At 64.8% G+C, this 17,744-nt stretch carries 13 protein-coding genes; 4 read left to right on the plus strand and 9 right to left on the minus strand.

Annotated features, from left to right (window positions below; all coding sequences use genetic code 11):
* Positions 1-109: 109 nt before the first annotated feature.
* On the minus strand, positions 110-1,969 hold the full coding sequence (gene dnaG / locus Pla111_RS02495; RefSeq protein ID WP_146571027.1) for a DNA primase: 1,860 nt from the start codon (positions 1,967-1,969) through the stop codon (positions 110-112).
* Positions 1,970-2,021: 52 nt separating this feature from the next.
* Positions 2,022-3,359 (minus strand): S1C family serine protease, encoded by a 1,338-nt coding sequence (locus tag Pla111_RS02500; protein ID WP_146571029.1) that lies wholly within the window; start codon positions 3,357-3,359, stop codon positions 2,022-2,024.
* Between the two features lie 279 nt (positions 3,360-3,638).
* Here Pla111_RS02500 and Pla111_RS02505 point away from each other — a divergent pair, with 279 nt between their 5' ends.
* Both Pla111_RS02505 and aat read left to right on the plus strand, forming a co-directional pair.
* Positions 3,639-4,766 carry an ATP dependent DNA ligase gene (locus Pla111_RS02505; protein ID WP_146571031.1) on the plus strand — a complete coding sequence of 376 codons (1,128 nt, stop codon included), beginning with the start codon at positions 3,639-3,641 and terminating at the stop codon, positions 4,764-4,766.
* Between the two features lie 31 nt (positions 4,767-4,797).
* Positions 4,798-5,502, plus strand: coding sequence for a leucyl/phenylalanyl-tRNA--protein transferase (gene aat / locus Pla111_RS02510; protein ID WP_146571033.1), 705 nt, complete (start codon positions 4,798-4,800; stop codon positions 5,500-5,502).
* A 27-nt stretch (positions 5,503-5,529) separates the two neighbouring features.
* Here aat and Pla111_RS02515 read toward each other — a convergent pair whose 3' ends face one another.
* Positions 5,530-5,874, minus strand: a complete 345-nt coding sequence (locus Pla111_RS02515; protein ID WP_146571035.1) for a histidine triad nucleotide-binding protein — start codon at positions 5,872-5,874, stop codon at positions 5,530-5,532.
* A 144-nt stretch (positions 5,875-6,018) separates the two neighbouring features.
* Entirely contained in the window at positions 6,019-6,474 is a 456-nt protein-coding gene (locus tag Pla111_RS02520) for a hypothetical protein (protein ID WP_146571037.1), read from the minus strand.
* A 170-nt stretch (positions 6,475-6,644) separates the two neighbouring features.
* On the opposite strand from Pla111_RS02520, the gene queG reads away from it, so the two are divergent.
* Together queG and Pla111_RS02530 are read left to right on the plus strand one after the other, a co-directional pair.
* Positions 6,645-7,790 carry a tRNA epoxyqueuosine(34) reductase QueG gene (queG, locus tag Pla111_RS02525; RefSeq protein ID WP_231930591.1) on the plus strand — a complete coding sequence of 382 codons (1,146 nt, stop codon included), beginning with the start codon at positions 6,645-6,647 and terminating at the stop codon, positions 7,788-7,790.
* Between the two features lie 32 nt (positions 7,791-7,822).
* A complete protein-coding gene (locus tag Pla111_RS02530; protein WP_231930593.1) occupies positions 7,823-8,932 on the plus strand; it encodes a tRNA dihydrouridine synthase in 1,110 nt (369 codons plus the stop codon).
* On the opposite strand, the gene Pla111_RS02535 is transcribed toward Pla111_RS02530, so the two are convergent.
* From Pla111_RS02535 to Pla111_RS02555, 5 genes are all read right to left on the minus strand, one after another.
* Positions 8,933-10,189, minus strand: a complete 1,257-nt coding sequence (locus Pla111_RS02535) for a hypothetical protein (protein ID WP_146571039.1) — start codon at positions 10,187-10,189, stop codon at positions 8,933-8,935. It lies immediately after the preceding gene.
* 78 nt (positions 10,190-10,267) lie between these two features.
* On the minus strand, positions 10,268-14,083 hold the full coding sequence (locus tag Pla111_RS02540) for a hypothetical protein (RefSeq protein ID WP_146571041.1): 3,816 nt from the start codon (positions 14,081-14,083) through the stop codon (positions 10,268-10,270).
* Between the two features lie 134 nt (positions 14,084-14,217).
* Positions 14,218-15,336 carry a hypothetical protein gene (locus tag Pla111_RS02545; RefSeq protein ID WP_146571043.1) on the minus strand — a complete coding sequence of 373 codons (1,119 nt, stop codon included), beginning with the start codon at positions 15,334-15,336 and terminating at the stop codon, positions 14,218-14,220.
* A gap of 24 nt (positions 15,337-15,360) precedes the next feature.
* Positions 15,361-16,269 carry a WecB/TagA/CpsF family glycosyltransferase gene (locus tag Pla111_RS02550; protein WP_231930595.1) on the minus strand — a complete coding sequence of 303 codons (909 nt, stop codon included), beginning with the start codon at positions 16,267-16,269 and terminating at the stop codon, positions 15,361-15,363.
* Between the two features lie 37 nt (positions 16,270-16,306).
* Entirely contained in the window at positions 16,307-17,719 is a 1,413-nt protein-coding gene (locus tag Pla111_RS02555; RefSeq protein ID WP_146571045.1) for an O-antigen ligase family protein, read from the minus strand.
* Positions 17,720-17,744 lie beyond the last annotated feature (25 nt).

Raw genomic sequence — 17,744 nt, forward strand, 5'->3', positions numbered from 1 at the left:
TCCAAGCACGCGTCATGCGTGCGGGTGGGGGGACGTTGGGCGGGACCGGCGGTGCGTCGCGACGTGCGGGCGTCGTGACGCGGCGTGGCCCCTTCGACAGCGAGACTTCCTATCCGTCCGTGGATAAGGGACCGGTCTCGCGCCGTTTACGGTCGGCGAACAAAGCGATCACCGCTTCGTCCGCCGCCGTCTCAGCGAGGTTTCCTTGTTCGAGGGCGGCGAGTTGTTCCCCGTGGCGGGCGTCCTCGTGACGCCGGCGACGGGCCGATAGCAGATCGTTGATTCGGCGACGGACGTCGCTCGTTGCGCGGTCGCGGCCGCGCTCGTCTAGCTCGACGAGCAGCCCCTTCATCCGCTCGCTCGCCGCCGCCAGCATCAGCCGCTCGAACGAGGCATCGCCCTGCTCGGCCTGCTCGCGGCACAGAACGAAGACCGCTCGTCCCGCGGCGGATAAAAAGTCGGCTTCGTCCAGCGTGGCAGTGAGTTCCAACGCGATCTCGGAGCTGACAAGCAGCAGCTCGATCGCTTCGCGTTCCCAGGCGGAGAGCGTCTTGGCGGGGGGAAGCGCCGGCATATCGCCAGCGGGCGAGGCCTTCGGCGCAACGGCGGGCGAACCTTTGCGGAGGTCGTTGAGCCGCTGCCGAAGGCCCTCTTCGGGCAGCCGAAACCGACGCGACAGCCGCCCCAGAACGCTCTGTTCACGCAGCACCATGGACGAGTTCGCCTCGCCCACCGCGACACGCGTCTTGGCAAGCGTGCCGAGGACTTCCTCGACCGCGCTGGCGGCGTCATGCGTGTTTTCAACGGCGGTCGGCATCCGTTCCGAAACGCTCATCAGTTTGTGTTCAAGGGCGTCGGGCGCCGTATCAACCAGCGCCACGAACTCGTCACTTCCATGCGACGATATAAAATCACACGGATCGAGTCCGTTAGGCAAGGTCAGAATCTTCAGATCGATGGGACTCGCAATAAATAGCTCTAAAAGCTCGCTAGCACGCCGCCGACCGGCCTCGTCGCCGTCGAGAACCAGCACCACGCGGTCCGTGTAGCGGCGGATCAGCTTCAGATGGCCCTCTCCCACCGCGGTCCCGCATGCGGCCACCACGTTCGTGACGCCGGCCTGATGGGCCGCGATCACGTCGGTATAGCCCTCGACAACGATTAGCTGATCGCGTTGCTGGGCCCGATCGCGCGCCAGGTCGAGCGCGTAGAGCTCGTGACTCTTCGAGTAGATCGGCGTCTCGGCAGAGTTGACGTACTTGGCGGGTTTGTAATCGGGCCGCTGTTCGGCAGCCACTAACTCGGGCAGCACCCGTCCGCCGATCGCCACCGGCCGCGACCGAACATCGCGGATCGGAAACAGCAGCCGACCGCGAAATTGGTCGTAGTGGCCCGGACCGCTCTTGCGGGGCGCGATCAGGTTAACGCGTTCGAGCACCGCCGGAGAAAAACCGGCCCCCTCCGCTTGACGCAGCAGCCAATCCCAATCGGTCGGCGCGAATCCGATGCCGAACCGCTCGACGCTCTCGTCCGTGATCGAGCGATCGGCTAGGTACCGTCGTGCCGGCGCGGCGGCCGGGCTCACTTGCAAACACCGGTGGTACGCGGCGACCGCCCATGCCATCGCCGCGTAAAGCGTTTTCTTGTCACCGGGCGAGCCGGGTTCGATGCGGGGGGCGTTGGGATTAGGAGCCAGACTAATTCCCGCCCGATCAGCGAGCATCTCCATCGCCTCGCGGAACTCTAACCCATCCATCTTCATGACAAAACTGAAGACATCTCCGCCGATGTCGCAGACCCAGCACTTGAACGATTGGCGTTCGGGGTTGATCTGCAGGCTAGGCCGCGAATCGTCGTGCCAAGGGCACAGCGCGACGTAGCCACGTCCCTGACGACGCAACGACAGATACGAGCCGGCGAGATCGACGATATCGGTCGCTTGGCGAACGATGTCTTTGTTGTCGTCCACGTGGCGTTCCGTCGCGAATCAGGATCTTGAGAGGGGGGAAGTGTCGGCCCGCTTAGCGCGGCGCGCGGGGCTCGGCGATCGCCTTGCGGCCCACCCGCACATCGATCGTCTTGTCAATCGGTTTGCCGTTCTCAAGGCGGCGGATCACAACTTTGGCAGTAGAACCGATGGGCGTGGCAGCGATCGTGCGGCTCAGCAGGGTCGGGTCCGTGGCTTGTTGGTCGTTCCACTTGAGGATCACGTCGCCGCTTTGCATGCCGGCGTAAGTCGCGGGCGAGTCGTCCGTGCAGGCAAAGACCCAGACCCCTTCACCCACCTCCAAGCCGTAACGCCTCCGCAAGGCTTCTTCGGGCAGCCGCGGCTCGATGCCGAGGAATCCGCGCTCGATGAATCGCCGCTCACGGAGCACCTCGTACTTTTCCTTGGCGAGATCGCTGGGGATCGCGAAGCTTACCCCCCGATAGCTGTCGCCCATGATGGCGGTGTTCACGCCCACAACTTGGCCGGAGAGGTTCACGAGCGGTCCGCCGCTGTTGCCCGGGTTCACGGCGGCGTCGGTTTGGAGAAACTCTTGGTAGAGGCTGTCGGTGGCACCGCTCCCCGCGCGGCGCGACTTGGCGCTCACCACGCCAAAGGTCGCGCTGCTCTGCAGGCCGAAGGGGCTGCCAACCGCCCAGACCACGTCTCCCTGCTCAAGCTCTTCGCTCTTGCCCCAGCTGATCGCGGGTAGATCGACGCTGTCCACTTGCAGCAGGGCGAGGTCGGTCTCGGGATCGGCCCCGATGATCGCGGCGTCGGAGGTCTCGCCATTGGCGAACTGCACCGTTAGCTGCGTCGCGTTCTGTACCACGTGGAAGTTGGTGATCACGTATCCTGCCGAGTCAACAATGAATCCGCTCCCCTGGCCTTGTAAGCCGCGTCTGCCGGCCCGCGCGTTGCGAGGATAGACGCTGACCACGCTCGGGCCGACTTTCATGCAAACCAGTTGGGAGACCTGCTGAAACGACTCCATCGCCTGGACGGCGGGTGCCGCATCGACAAAGCGTTGGTCCGCGACATCGAACTTGGCGAGCAACTGGCCACGGGCAATTTGGTACGACAGGGTTTGCGACAAGAACGGGGCGATGGCGAGGCACGCCATTACGCACGCGATGATCGTCAGCCTGCGGATACGATTGGCGAAGGCATAAGGATCGGGGTCACGCAGCTGGAGATTGGGCTTGTCGAAAGTCCGGACCGCCGGGCCGCCTGTCGCCGGATTGCCTGTCGCCGGATTGCCTGTCGCCGGATTGCCTATTGAGGGAGCCGCCCCCGTGGGGCTCGAGCTCGAGAGATCCAGGTCCCCTTCAGGGCTGCCGATCTCGGACGATCCATCACTCTTGAGGGTCATCTGCTGGGTGCCTCTTGCCGATCGCTTGGCTAAAAACCGACAGGGCGGCGGCGTCCCGCACCCGAACCGGGGTGATCTCAGTATACCGATACGCTTGGTGACAGGGCACAAGTTCGCGCCGCAGATACCGGAGCAATTCTGATCCGGTTTATCCGCAAAGGCCGCAGAACCGGAATCTAGCGTGCCGGCACCGCCTTGGGGGTGAGCTAGGTTTGTCTGCGCTAGGTCCGCCTAGCAGCCCCCTCCCGCACCGAATTGCCACTACCGCGAGCCGCTGCCGTGTCGATTTCTACACTGCCCGAGACCGAATTGGTCGCCGATTGCCCCGAAACCGTCGCGGAAGACAAGCGCCCGCGTTGCGAAAAATGCGATGCGGTTTGCACCGCCGCGGCGTGCCAATCGTGCGGTTGGTACCCGGTGCTGAAGATCTTTGTGGAAATCGACAAAGAGTTCGAACGCCTCCAGGGCTCGGAGGAGAGCAGCGCGACGGACCCTGCATCGGGATCCGCGAAGAGCGAGCTTCACAAGCACCTGGAAGTCTGGCGAACGGTGATCCCCGCTTGGGGATGGGCGTTGATCGCCACAATCGGCGGCGTGCTCGTGGCAAGCGTCGTTGCCCGCTTGGTGCTCGATGCGGCCGCCCCCGCCTGGCGCACAACTTATTCCGTCGCGCAGCTCGGGCTGGGTTACTGCCTAGCGGTGATCGGCCATTTGACGGCGTTTTTGCTCTGCTCTTCCGAAGACGCCGACATGGGGGTCAAGGACCTGATCGTCAAGCCGTTGCGCGCTTGGAAGAAGGTGCTGAGCGGATTACCTTACCGGATCAGCGTGGTGCACCTGACGGGCTGCGGATTGGCGGCAGTGCTCGGTGCGATGCTCATCATCGGCGGCATCCCCTACGAGCGGTTGCTCGATTGGGGATTCAAGGAACGCCCCAAGCAAAACCTCGTGGGCGCGATCGCCGACCAGGCCTCGAAGATGCGCGGCGAAGAGAAGTCGATGGAGGAGGCGGTCAACGACTTTGCCTCGCAAGGTGCCGGCGACGTACTCGACACCGACCAGGCCGCGGACGAAAAGCCCCGCACACAGTTTGATTGCCTCATTATTGGCTACCGGCTGACCAAGTCCGGCCGGATCGATTCCGTTTTACTCGCGAGCGAGTCGAACGGCAGGCTGCGCTACGTAGGCGACGTGCGGCCCAAGCTCGAAACCGATCAGATCGACGAGATCCTCGCGCGTTTCAAGGGGGCCGAAACAACCCGACCGTTCGTGCGGACGAGCGCAAGCGCTCAGTGGCTGAAGCCCCGCTTTATGTGCCGAGCATCGTTCACTGACTGGCCCGAATCCCGGCGTCCGAAGGATCTGCGTTGGGAAGAGCTGCTCGAAGAAATAAAAATGCCGTGGTGACCCGTCGGGCTCGGCGCGCTAGGCTAACCGCATGGCCAGCCGAGCCCGCAGACCGCAGGAATCACGCTACTTTCCCGACCCGCGCGAGGCGGGCGAGGACGGATTTGTTGGCGTCGGGGGCGAGCTCGATCCCGACTGGCTGCTCGACGCCTACGCGCACGGCATCTTTCCTTGGCCCTCGTCCGATGAAGAACCCCTGCTGTGGTGGTCGCTCGATCCGCGGGCGATCTTGCCGTTAGACGGGCTCTACATCTCACGGAGACTCGGGCGATCGCTTCGTAGCGGCCGGTATCGGGTTACGGCGAACCAAGACTTTGCGGGCGTCATGCGGGGCTGTGCCGAGGGGCCGGGCCGGGCCGGAGGCACCTGGATCACTCCCGCGATGCGGGCCGCGTATCAGGAGCTGCACCGTCTGGGCAGCGCACACAGCGTCGAAACATGGGACGACGATCGGCTGGTCGGTGGGATCTATGGCGTGGCGATCGGAGGTCTGTTTGCGGGCGAGTCGATGTTCCATCGATCGAACGACGCCTCGAAGGTCGCGCTCGCAACGCTGGTTGCGCACCTTGGACAGCGGGGCTATCGGCTGCTCGATGTTCAGCAATCGACACCGCACACCGCGCGGATGGGGGCGGTCGAAATTCGCCGATCCGAGTACCTCGACCGCCTGGCCGAGGCGGTCCAGCTCCCCGTTAGCTTCGGCACGCTCGAAATCACGCCTGAGCACTGGCGCTAGTGGCCGCCAGCCGCTGCGAGGCTTAATTCACCCCGGGGGCCACTTCAGCGGCTTGCCGCCGAGCAGATGAAAGTGCAGGTGGTCGACGGTCTGCCCGCCTTCTTCGCCGCAGTTGACGACGACCCGATAACCGTTGCCCAGCCCCAGCTGGCGGGCCAGATCGCGCACCACCACGAACAGCTCGCCGACGAGCTTGGCATCGGCATCGTCGAGGGTTTCGAGCGACTCGATCGGCTTCTTCGGAATCACGAGCACGTGGGTCGGTGCTTGGGGGGCGATGTCGCGAAACGCCAGGAATCGGTCGTCTTCGTAGACGATGTCGGCCGGAATTTCACGCGCGGCGATCTTGGTGAACAGCGTCTGACGATCCACAGCAGCCCCCTGATTTCGTACGAAAAATAAGGCACGTGGCCAAAAAAAACGCCGTGGCCGACTCCCGGCAACGGCGTTCTTTAAGCTAGTGCAAGCGGCTGAAGCTCCACCAGTACCCCCCCAAGCCACAGCCCGGGAGCTTGCTCAGTGGTAGGCTTCGGCCGTGTCCGTATCGGTCACAAACGGGTTGATGATCATGAGGGGCTTGGGTGCCGGCTTAGCGATTTTGGTCGAGATGGTCTGATCCCGGGCAACCGGTGCCGATTGTTTTACGTTTGCGGAGTCGGTGCTACGCGCGGCGCTAGGCACGAAAGGATTGACGATCTCGACCGGCTGCGGCACGGCGTAATCGGGCGTCCGCACGTCGGGCCCGTAAGCGAACGGGCTATAACCGTAGGTCCGCGGTACCGGGTGGCTGTAATACACGGGCGGATGAGCCGCGAAGTAGGGCACGCGGCGATCCGTGGGATAATCGAGCGAGCGATACAGCCCACCGATGCCCCAGTAATCGCAGCCGCCGGGGAAAGCGCTCGCGGGAGCGGTCACGGCCAGCGTCATCGCTGCGGCGAGGCCGACCTTTGCCATGTTGATCGTCTTCATCGTTGCGGTTCTCGTAGGCGTAGCGGGGAAGCCTCGGGGGCGCGGTTTTCTCCGCGCGAGCTCTGGCGCTGTGGATCACACTATCTTTTCCACGCTAATCCGACCCGACCCGAACACAAGCAGATTTGCCCGGCCCGCCCGCAGCACCGCTTCAGTCCACGGAAAACTTGTTGAGCCAACAGGTTAGAGAAAAACTGGCAGGGTTCGCCGGCACGCTCGGATTCAGCCGAATGGGCGTGGCTCCGGCGGTTGCGCCTCCCGGTTTGGGCGCTTTTGACGATTGGCTGGCCGCGGGCTACGCCGGTCAGATGGACTACCTCGCCAAACGTCGCGCGGCCTATTCGCACCCGGACCGTCTCCTAGACGGCGCCCGCAGCCTCCTGGTGCTGACGCTCGACTACCTAACCGACGAGCCCCAAAACGGCGGCGAGGCACCCGGACGGATTTCTCGCTACGCCTGGGGCGAAGCGGACTACCACGACCTGCTCAGGCCGCGGCTGCATGCCTTGGCCGACCGGCTGAAAGAGCTGTGCCCCGGCGCGACAACTCGCTGTGTGGTCGATACGGCACCGCTGATGGAGCGCGACTTTGCTCAGTTGGGCGGGCTCGGTTGGATCGGCAAGAACACGCTGCTGTTGTCACGCGCTGCCGGCAGTTATTTCTTTCTGGCGGCGATTGTTACGTCGGCCGAGCTGCCGACGGATGCCCCGTTGCAGGTCGATCATTGCGGTACGTGCACCGCGTGCCTGGACGCCTGCCCCACGCAGGCATTCGTCGGGCCACGGGTGCTCGACGCTACGCGCTGCATCAGCTACCTGACGATCGAGGCTCCGGACTTGGCCCCCCGATCGTTGCGGGCCGGGATCGGCGATTGGCTGTTCGGCTGCGACGTGTGCCAGGAGGTTTGCCCCTGGAACCGACGCGCACAACCCAGCAAAGAGTCGGGCTTCACGCCGCGTGAGGGAGCCAATCCGACCGACTTGGTGGCTCTGTTCGCACTGGATGAAGCCGCTTTTCGCCAGCGTTATCGGCAAACACCGCTGTGGCGCGCAAAGCGCCGCGGGCTGCTCCGCAACGCGGCGATTGTGCTGGGTAACACCCTCCCCGACGCGGGCTTCGCCGCCCTGCAACGCGGCGTTGCCGATCACGAGCCGCTCGTTCGGGCCGCCTGCGCTTGGGCTTTGGGCAGATACGCGGCTGGGGCGGCGGCATTCGCCAAACCCGCGCGAGCCGTTCTAATAGAGCGGGCGGCAGACGAATCCGATCCGCTGGTACACGACGAAATCGTTGTCGCCCTTGAATTCCCCGCCGCTTAGCCTGCGCCGCCCGCTTTCTGCCGAAACGAAACGTGAACCAAGCTTCCAGCAGCACGCTGTCGATCGGATCCGCTCGAGCCGCTGCGCGCGAGTTGTGGATCGGGCCGTTGCGGATCGGTGCGCCCTTTGTCCAGGCGGCTTTGTCGGGCTACAGCGACTCACCGATGCGGACTCTCGCCCGCCGGTTCGGGGCGTCGTACACGCTGTGCGAGGTCATGCTCGACCAGTTCTTGGTGGCCTACAAACCGCGCCAACGCACGCGTCATCTCCTGCACATCGGTCCCGAAGAGGCTCCGGTCGGCGGGCAGCTGATGGGCGCTGAGCCCGAGCAGTTTGGCCCGGCAGCGCAAGTGCTTTCGGACGCGGGATTCGACGTCATCGACATCAACTTTGGTTGTCCCGTGAAGAAGGTGCTCGGCCGCTGCCGGGGCGGGTATCACCTGAGCCAACCCGATGTGGCGATCGAGATCGTCCAGCGCGTCCGCGATGCCGTGCCGGCCGAAAAGCCCGTGACGGTGAAGATGCGCCGCGGGATCGATGACACTCCCGCCAGTCGCGATAACTTTTACCGCATCTTTGACCACGCGTTTGAGATCGGCGTGGCGGCCGTCACGGTGCACGGCCGTACCGTCCACCAGCGGTATGATGGCCCTTCGCGGTGGGACTTTTTACGCGAGCTGAAAGCCCATGCGGGCGATCGTGTCGTGCTGGGCAGCGGCGACCTGTTCAGCGCACAAGCATGCCTTGATATGATGGACTACACCGGGGTCGATGGCGTGACGATCGCGCGCGGGGCGATCGGCAATCCGTGGATCTTTGAGCAAGCCAACGCGCTCGCGGCAGGGCGGCCGTTGCCACTGCCCCCCTCGCTACACGAGCAGCGCACGGTGATCGCCGAGCATTATCGGCTGGCGGAGCTTCTTTATGGTGAGCACCGCTGCCTGCCCGATATGAGAAAATTTGCGATCAAGTACTCGAAGCTCCACCCCGAGCAGCAGCAGGTGCGGGCCGACTTTTGCGCGGTGAAAGCCCCGGGGGCTTGGCGACAGGTGCTCGAGCGCTGGTACGCCGACGATCTGCCGGGCGTACTCCCGCCGATCGATGAGCCCAACCCGCTTTCCACCGAGGCCGCGGTGGGCTGATCACGGCCAAACTGCCGTGCGTCCGCACGCGGCGGGACGGATCGCCTCTTCTCCCGTTAAAGTCGTCGAGGCCCGTCCTCCCGTGAGTCGGTTCGCCGGCCCTTCGGCAACCACCCGCAGGCGTTCGCTCAGGGCAAAGCGTTGGCCGATGGCGATCGCCAGCGCTGCGTCGTGCCGATTTTGAGGGGGCAGGGGGGCCTCGGTATCGCTCAGCACCCAGTCGGACAGTCGCAACCGCTGCCAAGGCTCGTCGTTGTTATCGACGTACTGCCGCAACGTCTGCGGCAAGCGCTCAACGGCGTCGCGTTGCACGAATACCGTCGCCCGTTCGCCGCGCGGAGCGTAGAACGCGGCGTTGAGCCATGCGTCTCCGTATCCCGCGGCGTAGGCCAACGGGGTGATGAGCACCAATCCGCACAAAGCGGTTGCCACCCCGTCTGGTGTAAAACGCCTGGTGGTAGTCGAGAGACTAGCAGAGTGATTAGCGGGTCGGTCGATCGTCAAAAACGCGACCGCTGTCTGGGTGGCAAAGCCTACGTTCCAGATCAGCACGCCCCAGCCGTGGTCGAGGGCCCAGGGACCCAGCAAGCCGATCGTCAGCGCGTGTTGGAGCACGGTAAACGCTATGCCGTAAGGCCGCAGTCGGGGCCAGCGGATCGCTGCGCCCAGCGCTCCCGCGATGGCGAGTTCTGCCACCGGCAGCGCTAGCGCGGCGGCCCGCCGCGCGGTAACGCTCAGCGATTCAATGGGGATCCCGACGGGATCGCCCAGCGCGATGAGCATCTGTTGGCCGAGGGTGTCGGCAAACACGACATCAAGCTTGGCGATGGCCGAGTAGCCATAGATTCCAACCGCCAGCCAGCGCGTCAGTTGCAGGGCGGTACTTGGCGTTGCGAGCCAGAGGAACGTGCCGACAACCAGCGCGTGATAGGCCCACGCCTGCCAGCGGAGTTCATCCACCGCGGCGAAGAGGCAAAGCCCCGTGAGCACGGCGGCGATCTTCCCACGGCTGCGTCGGCTGGAGAGCAGCGACCCGATCCCCCCCCAGGCGATCAGCAACAGCCCGGCAAAACTGGCCGCTGCGGTGGCTCCCACCAGCGCGACATGCGGGACCACCGTGGGCACTTCACGACCGGGGACCCACAGGGGATAAGTCACCGCGATCAGCGCGGCCAGCGTTGCTGCCCATGCCAAAACGAGCTGCCGCGGCGGTGGGTCGAGGTCCGTAGCAGATGAGATGACCGAGCCGAGCGTCAAAGGGAAAGCTCACAGCCGGGGAGACGATCAAGGGAATTGCGAGCTAAATCGCGCACCGTAAACACTTGCCGCGCGCTCTCAACGCCACCACCGGGGCAAGTATTCGCGCACCCGTTCGGCGACGGACGGGGCTGCCTCGGCGGCCTCTTTTTCAACGGGATCAGCGGGAGTCTTTGGTGCAGCGAGAGACTCGGCCGGCTTGGCCGACGCCGGGAAGTTCTGCAGCACAAAACGCGGCCAATAACCGTCCAGCAACCGTCGGCAGTCGTCCAGCCGTCCTTCGGCGAGAGCCGCTTCCGCGGCGTGGGTCATGCGCACCAGCGCAAACTTTTGACCACGCGTTTCCTCAGCATAGTAATCCAGCGGCAGCATGAGGTCTTCCGCTTCGAGCGAATCGATCTCGACCATGCCCTGTTCGGCAAGCAGCGAGAAGCGAACGCGCATCGGCCGCTCATCCAGCGGCAGATCATCTACCGCAAACACCACCTCGCGCCACTGATCATACAGATCGGTGCCCTGGAGGGTGCGGGTGGTGGTGGCACCGTCGCGCAGTTGGAAATCAATCCGCATGGTTGCCGATTCCTCGAGCCCTTCGCCGCGAGCCTGCAAAACCAGGGCAAACTGGCCCGTCGCGGGAGCCGGGTACCAGTCGCTCGCTGCTGAAGAATCGTTAGAATTCGCGGTCAGTCGCAACACGGACGAGCCGTCGTAGGCCGCCGAAGGCCGCGTCGATGGCCAGACGAGGCTCCCGCTCTCGTTCGCCCAGCCGATCAAATTGCCGTTAGCGTCCAGCGTTTCAAATGAGGCATTCGCGAGTCGCGGGTAGGGGCGTCTTGCCGAGCGATCGCGGTTGTTGAGTTGATCGAGTGTCTGACGCAGCGCGGCGGCTGCTTCGGGAGCGGTTTCAAGGCGGAGCCCCGTCAGCGAAACGTTTTTCGATGAGAAGCTCCAGGCGGCGCTGCTGTGCGGGTCGAGTTGGATGTCGAGAACATGCCCGCCGGGTCGGCACCATTCATCACCGGCTCGATCCGCGGCGATAGCACTTCCCGCCGACCAGGGGCTCACCCGGCACCTTGTTGCCGCATTGATCGAGAGCCGCGCCCTTTGCGGCCAGGGACCCCGATTGATTGCGACAACCATCGCTCCGGCGGGCTCAGGGCAAACAATTACCGCGACGCTGTCTTCGACTACGGTCGCGGGGGGGGAATCAGCGGTCGAGAGCGGCATGGATGCCACGAGTCGCCGGGTCCTCGTAGCGGCCTCGTCCGCCCAGCCGTTGGCGGCGGGCCCCGCCTCAATCAAGATGCGTGGCAGTCCGCCTGCGAGCGTTGACGACAGCCCAACCGCATTGCTGCCGGCCGTCTCAACCGGTGCGGACACGGTCAGTTCAACGCCTGCGGCACCGACCGCGTTCGAGGATCCAACCCCCGCGATTCGGTAGCTGAGCGTTGGGCTGACTAGCGAAGCTGCTGAACTATTGGAGGCCAGCCCGTCGCTGAACTGTCGCAGGGCGATTGTCTCCGCTAGCAGGCGCAGCGGGCGAGGCGGCGCGATGCCAATCAGCCGCGCGATGTTGGGAATGGCAGCGCTCGCGTCGAGGCCCAGGCCGGTAAGCGACGGGAGCGAGCTGACGGATTCTCCTGTCGGCTCGACGAGGGGACTGACCGAGGCTGCCGCCAGCGCTACCCGATCGACGAGCCGAATCAGCGGTACGGATCGATCGGTATCCGCCTGACCGGCGGCAATCGCGTCGAGCCGAGCGTGCAGTGTGGCAAGCTGTTGGTGCTGCCAGAGGTTCCAGCGTTGGCCCTCTTTTTCGCGGAGGATAGCGGCATGCGATTCGCGTGAACGCGGCTCGTTCGCGGGCCAGCGGGCACCGATCGAAGCTAAGAACCGGTCCACGCAAGCTCGATCGATGCCGGTGCGGTCCCCGTCGTTCAGCAAAAGCGGCGAACGCTCGTCGAGCGTCAGCGCTACGCCGCCCAGCGCTGCCGAATCGCGATGACGATCCAGCAATTCTTGCAGTGCCGCTGCGGCTTCGTCTGCCACAATCGGTGAAAGCGGGTGGTACAGCGTGGGGTCGGTACCTGTGGGCTGGACGAGCACACTCTCAGGATCGTGCAACGCCATGCGCTCCAGGCGCGGCAGCGGACCCGCCAGGTTCAGGGCCGGAGTCAGCAGCAGACCACGTCGCTCAAATTCGCCGAGCAAGAGCGGCAGAAAGGGCTGGCGCGGTAGGTCCGCAGCCCCGTCGAACCATACTTCCCGGTCATGGGTTGGTGTCAGCCCGAGAACGTCGCTCGTGTAGATCGGTGCCCCGCGCGGGTTGATCGCTACGACGGCACCCGTGGCCCCCTGGAACTCGACGAGATCCGCGATCCGCCGAGCCGCGGTCCATGCCGAACGCAGGTCAGCGTAGGTCACGCCGCTGGGTTCATCGCGTGCCAATGGCACACCGAAGTCAGCCAGCAAGTCGTTCGATCGGAGGTCGAGTAGCACCTGACGGTGCTTATCATTGCTGTTGGCAAGGTCTTGTGCCGTGGAGCGCTTGTCGGGCTCGGGGGGCTGGCGCACCCGGATCGCGAGAATCCGAGCGCCCTGCTCAACGCTGGGGTTGCTCACAACGAGCAACGGCTCGCGCGTGCGGGGCCATGAGAGCCAGCGGGCGATGCACACGCCGGCCTCGCCGGTGGTCCAGCTTGTGGGAGCCGCCACAACCGGCCTGCCCGATAGCGTGTTGGTACCGCCGGAATCGGGTTCGACAAAGCACAGGCCCACAAGTTGCTCGGACCCTGCGGGAAGCGTTACCTCGACCAGGCAGGGCAGGTTATTGGTGGGAAGCGCTAGGGGGACGCCCCGCCAAGTGGCGACGCCCGGTTCCGTGGCGGCTGGCAGCTCGAATCCAGCCTCGGCAGGCGGTAAAGCATCGGTCGGCGCGGCCTCTTGCCCGGTCCAGCCCGATCGACGCCAAGCGGCCCAGTCGGGAAGCCGGTCGCGCAAGCGTCCCTCGGCGAAATCGACGTCTTGCACCACCCGCCAGGCGGTCAGGTCGGAGGGCGGTGCGGTAGGCGGGTGATCTCGGTCGAAGACCAAGACCTGGAATCGCCGCTCGACGAGCGGAGGCGGATCGCCGTGTGGAAAGAATCGCCGGCTGAAACCCGCGGGTTTTTGCACCTGCAGATGAAACTCGTAAATGCCTTCCTCACGCGGGAGGACCGCTTTGATCGCGTGCGTTGTGGGTTGATTGATGCGGGGCTCGAAGCGGATTGGATCGCTGCGCCAAACGGGCTCTTCTTCGTCCAGTCGGCGGAGCACCGCCGTGAGCTCAAGAGGAGTTGGTTTCGTCTGCGAGGGGGGATCAACGCTGACGCGGTACTCGCAAGTCTCGAGCGGCGCGAAAAAGCGCGTCGCAGAGGGCCATTCGATCCGCAGCCGATCGCTTGGTGCTCGCTGGATCGTTACCGAGGTACCGTCTATCTGCCTTTGCAGCGGTTTGCCACGGGCGAGTTCGGCCAGGGAGAACTCGGTTTCGCGGACCGTGGGTCCGGTATTGAGCGACAGCCTAACGACGCCATCGCGTGGGGCAGCGGCGTCAAAATCGACCACACCACGCCGTGCCGGGTGGCGATAGGCCATCTGAAGCACGCCTTTCTCGATCCACAGCGAACCCACGTGCAGCGGATCGGTGGAGAGCGGTTGCTCGTTCGCGATCTGGCCGGGGCTGGTGCTGATCGCTCCGCTCCATAGCTGGGGCTCGGCCGAGGCGAACGACATCCGCAAACGGAGCGGGGGCGTGGCGCTCTCAGCGCTGGCGGAGCAGGCAAACGCGATCAGCAGCAGCCCAATCGGGAGCTGTTGTGCGCAAAAACGTGTCGTGGCAGTAGCCAGACGCATCGGACTTCCGTGTCCGGTCAGGCGAGCGGGAAAGAAATCACGAGCGTTGCCGCGCATCCTGGCGGCAGACGCTGCCCGGCACAGTAGCTATCTGGCGATCCGATGCCTACGCCGGTCTAACAGAACGCGGTGCCTTAAGACGGCAGCCGTGCTAGCAGCTCGGCGGTTTCGTCGGGGCGGAGCTTGGCGATGTTGTTGTGCTCCCAGCGATCGTCTGGCTTAAGGTACAGCTCGGCAAGGGGTTGCTCTTCGACATCCGATAATTCGGTTGGCTCGGCCTCCGTTGCTAGCGTGGCCTCGGTGCGAAGGTACCAATCCCTCGTGCGCATGCCCCGTGCGACACCGGGCGATTCTAAGACCAAGCCCTCGTCGGGCGGGGAGGGTAGGGGTCGCGTCACTGCTAGCAGTGACGCGATCGTGTCCGTGACTCCGACGGGCTGCGCAGAGCGTGTGTAGCTGGCAGCGTGGTCGTCAGCGCGGACCACGATCAGCGGCGTCTGTTGCTGTTCCGAGTAAAGTCGTGGATCGACACCGCCGACCGAGCCGTGCTCACCGAGCGGAAATCCGCGCAGGCCGGCCACAATCAGGTCCAGCGCGTCGTTGTACAGTGGCGTGATCGCTTCCAGAAAAGCGTCGAGACAAGCATCCAAACTCTGCACTTCAGCCGCGTAGCGGCAACTTGCGGCGAAGCGGGCTTCACACGCCGCGGGAGATTGCCAGTCGGCAAAGCTCGTCGCCGGTGGTATCGGCTCGCACGCGAATTCGGGATCGTCGCCGTCAATCATCCCTGCGAAGAGCGCCGGCGGGGCGTCCCACGGACCGTAGCCGCCGAGCAGGTGGAGCCAGATCAGCGAAGCAGAAAGGTTCGTTGAACGGACCTCGCCCAAAAAATCGGCGGTGTCGGCAAGGGTTGCCGCTAGAGCCGTTTGGCCGATTTCGTTGGCAACCCGGGAGGGGCGCATCGTGGCGCAGTGGTGGCGATTCTCGAACGCTTGCCAATCGGTACTGCCTGCCAGCGCCGGATCGTCCGTCACGGCGACCACACTGGCGCTACCGCGGCGGAGCGTTGCGGCGGCAACCCGGTTCAGCAGCGTTTGGGAATGCGGCGTTTCGGCGTAGCACCAGTCGTAGGTTCGCCCGCAGGTGGCGAGGCGGTCAAAGAACGGCGTTTCGTAACTAGTTTGCCCGTAGGCTCCTAGCGCCGCGGCTCGCAGCCCGTCGATCGTCACTAGCAGTGTCGTCCTCTCATGCATGAGGCCGACGATAAGCGGCCGGGGTCATGGTCGCGAGGGGGCCTCGTGCGGGGTGCGACGCAGCTCGCGCCATACCAGTTGCGGGAAAATCCAGGCGTCGCGGGAGTAGCGGCCGGCGAGGCGGCGCGGCTCGCTCAGCAACCGGTGGGCCCACTCGAGGCCCATCCGCTGCATCCATCGGGGTGAACGCTTCTTCTCTCCCGCCAGAAAATCGATCGTTGCGCCGGCGCAGAGCGCCACGCGGGCCGCGATCTGCTCGTGAAAGCGGCTCACCCACAGCTCTTGCTTGGGGGCCCCCAAGCCGATCACGAGCACGTCGGGCCGGGCGGCGGCGATGGCGGCCAGGATCCGCTGATTCTCGGCCTCGTCATGCTCGAAACCCAGCGGAGGGCAGTAGGTCCCCACGCACTTCACCAGCGGCCAGCGCTCATGAACGTTTGCCGCGGCGCGTTCGGCGACTCCCGGCCCAGCACCAAGCAGGAACAACCTTAACGGTTGCCCCCCGCGTTGTTGCGCTGCGCTAAACAGATGGGGCACCAGATCGCTGCCCGCGACCCGTTCTGGCAACGGCTTGCCCAGCAGACGCGAGGCCGCGATCAGCGGCGCACCATCGGCAACCACCAGCGCTGCCTTTTCGTAGGCCCCTCTTAAATCGGCTCGATGGTGGTGCATCACCACGTGATCGACATTGGGCGTTACGACGTAGCGGCACGACGTTTGGTCGGTTCGGCACCAATCGAGTAGCTGCTCTGCCGCGGCACCCAGCGTCAGCTGATGGATCGCCATGCCGAACAGGCGAACGCGCTCGGCGGGAGCCTCGGCGGCCGATGAGATCAATTCTGCCGAGTCAATCGGTTGCGGCGCGATCGCGACCGCTGGCTCTAGAGCGAGCGGATCCATCTCCGAGGGCAGAGTGAGCAGTGAGAGCGGCATGCCTGATCGTGTTTAAGGGTGAGGACGGATTATCAAACTAGGCACTAGCGGTGCCGGCGCAACTTGAGAGGGAGGGCTGCAAGCGGGCGGGGCTTGAATCGGTCAGGCGGCGCGGAGCCGTGTGATTCACGAGGCAGCCCACTCCCGCCCCGCCGACGAGCATCAAGAGCCACTGGTCGCTATGGACCAAGGTCAAGTCGTGGAACAAGGCCGAGGGAAGGTAGACCGCCAGCACGCCCAGCAGCAGCAGGCCCAACCGGCGGCAGTCCGGATCGACGGTCGGGCAGTTTGCCAGCCGCCAAGCGGCGCGGCCCAGGCCCATCAACACCGCACAGTAGGCGGCAAGGCCGAGCATGCCGGTTTCGGTCAGCAGGCCAAGAAAGGTGTTGTGGTGGTGCAGGGGGCGAAGCGATTCGAGCTCGAACGATTGGCGCCGATCTGTCAGGTAGGGCAGCTTCTGATCATAGAAACGGCCGAAGCCCACGCCGAACAACGGATAGTCGGCAAACATGCGGGCTGACACGTACGCAAACGCGGCGCGTTGTTGTACGGAGTGAGCCGAGACGTTGCCCGAGTCCTCGCGCTCCAGCCCGACGATCGCGTCCTTGCCGATGGCAAGCAGCGCGATACCGGCGATGGCGACGCCGATCATCGTCGGCTTGCGGATCCGTTGGGGCAGCTGCAAACCAACCACCAGGTAGATGGCAGCCGCGAGTCCGATCCAGGTCGAACGCGTGTAGGTGAGCAGCACGCCGAGGCACATCGCCGCTACCGCGGCGAACCAGAACAGCTTCATCCCCCGACTTGCTTGCGGGATCAGCAGCCATGCGGCGCATGCGCACACGCCCAGATAGACTCCGAGGCTTACGGAGTTGAGACCGGGTCCACGGGCTCGGCCGAAGTGCAACCCGAGTTCGGGGTTGGCGATGTACTTGGGGAAAACCAGCGACCACACCCCGGCGGTTTCGCACAAGGCGGTGAACGCCAAGTAGATCCCGAGCGAAGCCAGGGCGGTCATCATCCAGCGGGCAGCGGGACCGTCGATCGAGGCGTGACGCGCCACACCGTATAAAAACGCAGGAAACCAGAAGCTCACCAGCAGTCGGAACAGCGAAGAGGTTTCCGGCGGCACGATCGGCTCGCCGCTCGTGAGCCAGCTCAGCGTGAGCCAGCCGAGCGTGAGCCCCAGCGCCCAATCGACCGCGGTCGGCTGGGTGAGTGGTGTCTGGCGGGTAACGAGCCGCCAGGTGAAAAGGATGCCTACGCCGATCAGCATCAAGCGATCGAGGGTCAAGGGCATCGGGCCGAAGTCAGCGTGCCAGAGATCGTAGCCCAGCACATAACCAACCAGCACGACCGAGACGACCAGCTTCACGAGCGAAGCCCGGCTCGCAACCGCCAGGGCGAGCAGCGCGAACGCAATCGCGGCGATGCCGAGCGGCACGATCATGACAGGGCAGCGGGGGGGCTAAGGC

It is taken from the genome of Botrimarina hoheduenensis, from assembly GCF_007859815.1.
In the GTDB taxonomy this organism is placed as follows: domain Bacteria; phylum Planctomycetota; class Planctomycetia; order Pirellulales; family Lacipirellulaceae; genus Botrimarina; species Botrimarina hoheduenensis.

What these genes read in the sequence shown, in the direction of transcription:
- Pla111_RS02520 (WP_146571037.1), bottom strand. Translation starts at nt 6,474, where the DNA reads ATGAAGACGATCAACATGGCAAAGGTCGGCCTCGCCGCAGCGATGACG.
- Pla111_RS02545 (WP_146571043.1), bottom strand. Translation starts at nt 15,336, where the DNA reads ATGCATGAGAGGACGACACTGCTAGTGACGATCGACGGGCTGCGAGCC.
- Pla111_RS02550 (WP_231930595.1), bottom strand. Translation starts at nt 16,269, where the DNA reads ATGCCGCTCTCACTGCTCACTCTGCCCTCGGAGATGGATCCGCTCGCT.
- Pla111_RS02540 (WP_146571041.1), bottom strand. Translation starts at nt 14,083, where the DNA reads ATGCGTCTGGCTACTGCCACGACACGTTTTTGCGCACAACAGCTCCCG.
- aat (WP_146571033.1), top strand. Translation starts at nt 4,798, where the DNA reads ATGGCCAGCCGAGCCCGCAGACCGCAGGAATCACGCTACTTTCCCGAC.
- Pla111_RS02555 (WP_146571045.1), bottom strand. Translation starts at nt 17,719, where the DNA reads ATGATCGTGCCGCTCGGCATCGCCGCGATTGCGTTCGCGCTGCTCGCC.
- Pla111_RS02500 (WP_146571029.1), bottom strand. Translation starts at nt 3,359, where the DNA reads ATGACCCTCAAGAGTGATGGATCGTCCGAGATCGGCAGCCCTGAAGGG.